Raw genomic sequence first — 6,177 nt, 5'->3', positions numbered from 1 at the left:
AAATTTTATTATTCAATAACCAAAGTTATTTATTATATATCTTATATATATCATATATTTGGGGAAAATTTAGAAGAAAGAAATTTGGGGATGGATAAAACGTAATGAAAAAAATTATGAGAAAAATTTGGGGGTTTACAAAATGACCATCAATGATTCTAAGGTATTAGACCACTGGAAAGCTTTTTCGGGTCCAAACCTTGGGTATGTCATGGAGCAATACGATTTATTTCTAGCCAACCCGGAAGAAGTGGATCCGGAACTGAAAAACTTTTTTGAAGTAGCAGGTCCTCCTTCATTCGATGTATCGGCAGAAACAACGACTGTAAGTGCATCAACTGTACAAACTGGAGAAGTTCTTCCAATGAAGAAAATTATGTCTGCAGTTAATTTAGCTGAAAATATCCGTGCATACGGGCATCTTGCTGCAAATATTTATCCTTTAAAAGAAGAAGCTCTGGACACTGAACAAATTCACTTTGAAAAATATGGCTTGACTGCAGATGATTTAAGGAAAATACCGGCGGACTTAATTTGTCCGGAATCACCTGAAGACGTTAAAGACGGATACGAAGCCGTGCAATACCTAAAACAACTCTATACAAAAACGATAGCCTTTGAATTTCATCATGTTAATGACTTGGATGAAAAGCAATGGCTTACTGATATGGTCGAATCTGGAAACATGTTCCCGGAAGTGGGAAAAGAGAAAAGAGAACTATTACTTAAACGATTGAATGAAGTAGAAGGTTTCGAGAAATTCCTTCACCGCACATATGTAGGGCAAAAACGTTTCTCTATTGAAGGACTGGATGCTTTGGTTCCGATTTTAGATGAAATGATTTCACAAACTGTCCAAAACGGAACGGGTAATGTGAATATAGCCATGGCTCACCGTGGACGTTTGAATGTGCTTGCACATGTATTAGGAAAGCCTTATGAGGTCATTTTCTCTGAATTCCAACATTCACCGAATAAAGATTTGGTTCCTTCCGAAGGTTCGACAGGCATTAACAATGGATGGACAGGTGATGTTAAATATCATTTAGGTCTGGATAAACAGATTACTAAAGCTAATATACAAAAAGCAAGGATTACACTTGCCAATAACCCAAGTCACTTGGAAGTAGTCGGTCCAATCGTGGAAGGGTATTCTCGTGCGGCTCAAGAAGACCGTACAGAAAAAGGATTCCCGGTGCAAGACATTTCCAAATCTCTTGCAATCCTGATTCATGGTGATGCTGCATTCCCAGGTGAAGGAATTGTACCTGAAACGTTTAACTTAAGCCGTTTACGCGGTTATCAAGTTGGCGGCGCAATCCATATCATCGCCAATAACATGATCGGTTTTACAACGGAAAGTGAAGATTCACGTTCAACCTTATATGCTAGTGATTTGGCAAAAGGCTTTGAAGTGCCGATCGTGCATGTAAATGCAGATGATCCAGAAGCATGTATGGCTGCTGTGAACCTTGCTAACCTATATCGTGAAAAATACAACAAGGATTTCTTGATCGACCTGATCGGTTACAGACGTTTCGGCCATAACGAAATGGATGAGCCATTGGTGACTCAACCTGAAATGTATGCATTAATCCATAAGCATCCAACCGTAAAAGAGCTTTATGGGAAAAAACTTATTGAATCCGGCGAGTTCACTGAAGCTGAAGTTAAAGCGATTGCTGAGCAAGTGGATTCAAGGCTTGCAGATGCATATGCGAAAATTTCCGGAAATAAACCGGAAGCTTCCAAAGAATGTAATCCTCCTGGGATTATTGAAAAAGGACTTCCAGCCATTGAAACGGCAGTTCCGAAACAAGAACTTGTTACAATTAACGAAGAACTTGTTAAGTGGCCGGAAGGATTCACCCCTAATAAAAAATTAGGAAAGATCTTATCACGTCGCTTGGATTCCTTTGGTCCTGACGGAAAAATCGATTGGGCACATGCCGAGACATTGGCTTTTGCATCGATTTTAAGTGACGGCACGCCAATCCGTTTGACAGGACAAGATTCAGAGCGTGGAACATTCGCACAACGTAATATCATGTTACATGATAGTGTTAATGGAAAAACATATTCACCACTTCACACACTTGAAACTGCCAAAGCTTCATTCGCTGTTCATAACAGCCCGCTTACGGAAACGGCAGTTCTGGCTTATGAATATGGTTATAATGTTTTTGCACCTGAGACACTTGTATTATGGGAAGGCCAATTCGGTGACTTCGCTAATACAGCACAAGTGATCTTTGACCAATTCATCGCGGCTGGCCGTGCTAAATGGGGTCAAAAATCAGGTCTTGTCATGCTGCTTCCACACGGTTATGAAGGACAAGGGCCAGAGCACTCAAGTGCACGACTGGAACGCTTCCTTCAATTAGCAGCTGAAAACAACTGGACAGTTGCTAACTTAAGTTCGGCAGCTCAATACTTCCATATCCTTAGAAGACAAGCTAAGATTTTGGATCAAGAACAAGTACGTCCGCTTGTCATCATGACACCAAAGAGTATGCTTCGTAATCAAGTGATGGCTTCTACAACAGAAGAATTCAGTGAAGGCGCATTTGAATCATTCGTAGAAACCAAAGCATTGGGCAAAAAACCTAAATCGGTTGAACGCATTGTTTTTGCAACAGGTAAATTGGCGGTTGAACTTCGTGAAAAAGCGGCAACTGAAAAAAATACGGATTGGTTGCAAATCATCAGTATCGAAGAAATTTATCCATTCCCATTCACTGGAGTTCAAGAAGCCCTGAAAAAATATACAAATCTTAAAGAAATCTTCTGGGCTCAAGAAGAACCTAAAAACATGGGTGCTTGGACATTTGTTGAACCTCGCCTAAATGCAGCGGCTCCTGGCAATCTTTCAGTAACATATATAGGAAGGAAGCGCAGATCAAGCCCGGCTGAGGGAGATCCACTTGTCCATAAAAATGAACAACAACGGATTATGACTCAAGCAATTACACGCAATAATGAGGGGGAGAAATAAAATGGCTGAAGTAAAAGTACCTGAATTAGCAGAATCAATTTCTGAAGGATCTATTGCGCAATGGTTAAAACAACCCGGTGATCACGTTGAAAAAGGAGAATATGTCCTTGAGCTTGAAACGGATAAAGTGAACGTTGAAATCATTTCAGATTATACTGGTACACTTTCTGAACATTTAGCAGAAGAAGGCGATACTGTCCAAGTCGGACAGGCTATCGCCATCGTTGATGAAAATGGATCAGCTGCAGCAGCTCCAAAAGCGGAAGCTCCTAAGGTTGAAGAAGCTAAAGCAGAACCAGTTAAGGCTGAACAAGCGGCTCCTGCTAAAGAGGCTCCTAAATCAGAAGCGAAAGAAGCATCATCCACTCAACAAGTTATTGCATCACCAGCTGCAAGGAAATTGGCTCGTGAAAAAGGAATTGACTTGACTCAAGTGCCTGTAGCAGATCCACTAGGTCGTGTACGTGTACAAGACGTAGAAGCAGCAAGTAATGCACCTGCAGCTCCTGCAGCACCTGCGGCAGCTCCAAAACAAGCTCCTGCAGCTAAACAAGCAGCCGCTCCTGTTGAAGTGAATGATGACCGCATTGAAGTGGTTAAGATGACACGCCGTCGTCAAACCATTGCCAAACGTCTAGTTCAAGTACAATCAGAAGCAGCCATGCTTACTACTTTTAACGAAGTCGATCTTTCTGCAGTCATGGAATTGCGTAACCGCCATAAGGATTCTTTCGTGAAAACAAATGATGTTAAACTTGGTTTCATGTCATTCTTCACTAAAGCGGTCATTGGCGCATTGAAAAAATATCCGTTATTGAATGCTGAAATCCAAGGCGACCATATCCTGAAAAAGAACTTTTATGATATCGGTGTAGCAGTATCCACTGATGAAGGTCTTGTCGTTCCGGTTGTAAGGGATGCTGACCGCAAAAGCTTTGCTGAAATCGAAAAGAACATTTCGGATTTAGCTGTTAAAGCGCGTAACAACAAACTGGGACTTTCAGATCTATCAGGTGGTACTTTTACCATCACTAACGGAGGGACTTTCGGTTCCCTATTATCAACACCAATCTTGAATGCCCCTCAAGTTGGGATCTTGGGCATGCATACAATCAAGACTCGTCCAATCGCCGTTGGAGACCAAATCGAAAACAGACCAATGATGTACCTTGCATTATCTTATGATCACCGTATCGTAGACGGAAAAGAAGCAGTTGGTTTCTTAGTGGCCATCAAGGATATGCTTGAAGATCCAGAACAACTTTTACTTCAAGGCTAATAAAATAATACTACCCCCCTGTCATCTTGACATGGGGGTATTTTTTTGTTGAACAGAAAGGATATTTTCATAGAAAAAAAGATAATGAAATTCAAGAAAGTTCATTTCTAATAAAAATGAATGTTTTTGAATGTATTTTTGAATGAATTTGATTATTTTTAAACGTTTATGATTGATTATTCCTTCATTTTCATATATGATGATGATATTAAAGTGAGGTGGGCGAATTGTTGACAACTGAAAGGCACCAGTTCATCTTATCGATCCTTAAAGAACAAGGAACGGTAAAGCTGCAGGAGCTTGTAGATCAGTTACAAGCCTCGGAGTCGACCATTCGGAGAGATTTAGTGCAACTCGAAGAAATGAAGCTCTTGAAACGCGTGCATGGCGGTGCCTCTTTACTGCAAAGAAAAGGCCTTGAACCAACAACTATGGAAAAGCAATACAAAGCAAGAGCTGAAAAACAACTTATAGCAAAGCTGGCGGCTTCATTCATAGAGAAAAATGATTGTATATATCTTGATGCTGGGACGACAACTGCCGAAATGATTCCTTATTTAAAAGATAAAAATATAACGGTACTGACAAATGGTCTTATGCATATTCCAAAACTCATCGAATTGGAAATCAAAACAGTGTTAGTTGGCGGAACGATAAAATTTTCGACAAATGCGATTATAGGAAGTAATGCTGTACAGTTTTTGAATGAATACCGTTTTGATAAATGTTTCTTGGGAATGAACGGCATCCATCAAGAATTGGGTTTCACAACACCCGACCCGGAGGAAGCCCTGCTGAAGAAGATGGCATTACGCCTCTCTAATGAGACCTACGTGCTTGCTGACAGTTCAAAACTTAATGAAGCTACTTTCGCCAAGGTAGCAGATGTAAGCGATGCCATTATCCTTACTGACAGCAATGATGAAGAGGCTGTTGCTTACCTTCAAAAAAATCCAAAGGTAAAGGTCGTGACCATTTAATGATTTATACAGTGACACTTAATCCATCCATCGATTACCTGGTCGAAGTGGAGAGCTTTCAAATGGGCAAGGTGAATCGAACCAGTTATGATGCAAAATTCCCTGGAGGGAAAGGAATCAATGTTTCCCGTGTGCTAAAAAGGCTGGGAAATAGTACAACAGCGTTAGGTTTCATCGGTGGACAAACAGGTGAATTTGTAAAAAGGTTTTTAAGACAGGAAGAGATTTTCACGGACTTTACAGAAATAGCTGGAGATACAAGAATTAACATAAAATTGAAAACAGGGCTTGAGACAGAAATAAATAGCCAAGGGCCAGTCATTTCAAAAGGGAATTATCAACAATTATTTAGTCAGATTGAACAGTTGAACAATAATGATATCCTTATTTTGTCAGGAAGCATCCCTCCAAGCGTTCCTTCGGATGTATACGAAGCCATGTCAAGGTCTTGTATCCATAATGGCATTAAAGTGGTGGTGGATACGAGTGGCAAGGAATTACTGGATGTCCTTCCACACCGGCCATTTTTAATAAAGCCCAATCATCATGAACTGGGTGAGCTTTTTTCCACCGAAATAAGTACGGTTGATGATGCTAGGGAATATGGCGCAAAATTGGTTGAAGCAGGAGCACAGAACGTTATTGTCTCAATGGCGGGACAGGGGGCCGTCCTTTGCTCGGGAGGAGAATCATATTCCGCAAATGTTCCAAAAGGGAATGTCATCAACTCAGTGGGTGCCGGTGATTCCATGGTCGCAGGTTTCATCGGGACATATGAAAGGACAGGGGATATTCTATCTGCTTTCCGCTTCAGTCTTGCGGCAGGAAGTGCTACAGCCTTTTCATCCGATCTCGGTACATTGGATAAAATTGAAGAGTTATTACCGCAAATTGTTATCAATCAACTAACAGGAGGCTGACTC

General features: G+C 40.9%; 4 protein-coding genes. All 4 read left to right on the top strand.

Translation table 11 applies throughout. The features are described from left to right. The first annotated feature begins 142 nt into the window (after positions 1-142). The 4 genes from ADA55_RS05020 (at position 143) to pfkB (ending at position 6,174) form a co-directional block, all read left to right on the top strand. The gene (locus ADA55_RS05020) at positions 143-2,995 is read left to right on the top strand and encodes a 2-oxoglutarate dehydrogenase E1 component (RefSeq protein WP_048680007.1); all 2,853 of its coding nucleotides are present in this window, start codon (positions 143-145) and stop codon (positions 2,993-2,995) included. Between the two features lies 1 nt (position 2,996). Next, positions 2,997-4,274 (top strand): 2-oxoglutarate dehydrogenase complex dihydrolipoyllysine-residue succinyltransferase, encoded by a 1,278-nt coding sequence (odhB, locus tag ADA55_RS05015; protein ID WP_048680004.1) that lies wholly within the window; start codon positions 2,997-2,999, stop codon positions 4,272-4,274. A gap of 227 nt (positions 4,275-4,501) precedes the next feature. Beyond that, positions 4,502-5,254 carry a DeoR/GlpR family DNA-binding transcription regulator gene (locus ADA55_RS05005; RefSeq protein WP_048679998.1) on the top strand — a complete coding sequence of 251 codons (753 nt, stop codon included), beginning with the start codon at positions 4,502-4,504 and terminating at the stop codon, positions 5,252-5,254. Beyond that, positions 5,254-6,174: a 1-phosphofructokinase gene (pfkB, locus tag ADA55_RS05000; RefSeq protein WP_048679995.1), complete on the top strand. Its 921-nt coding sequence runs from the start codon at positions 5,254-5,256 to the stop codon at positions 6,172-6,174. The genes ADA55_RS05005 and pfkB overlap by 1 nt, the downstream gene beginning before the upstream one ends. Positions 6,175-6,177 lie beyond the last annotated feature (3 nt).

This window comes from Bacillus sp. 220_BSPC, assembly GCF_001054655.1.
Taxonomy (GTDB): domain Bacteria; phylum Bacillota; class Bacilli; order Bacillales; family DSM-1321; genus Peribacillus; species Peribacillus frigoritolerans.
This window is presented reverse-complemented; position numbering and strand designations above follow the sequence as displayed.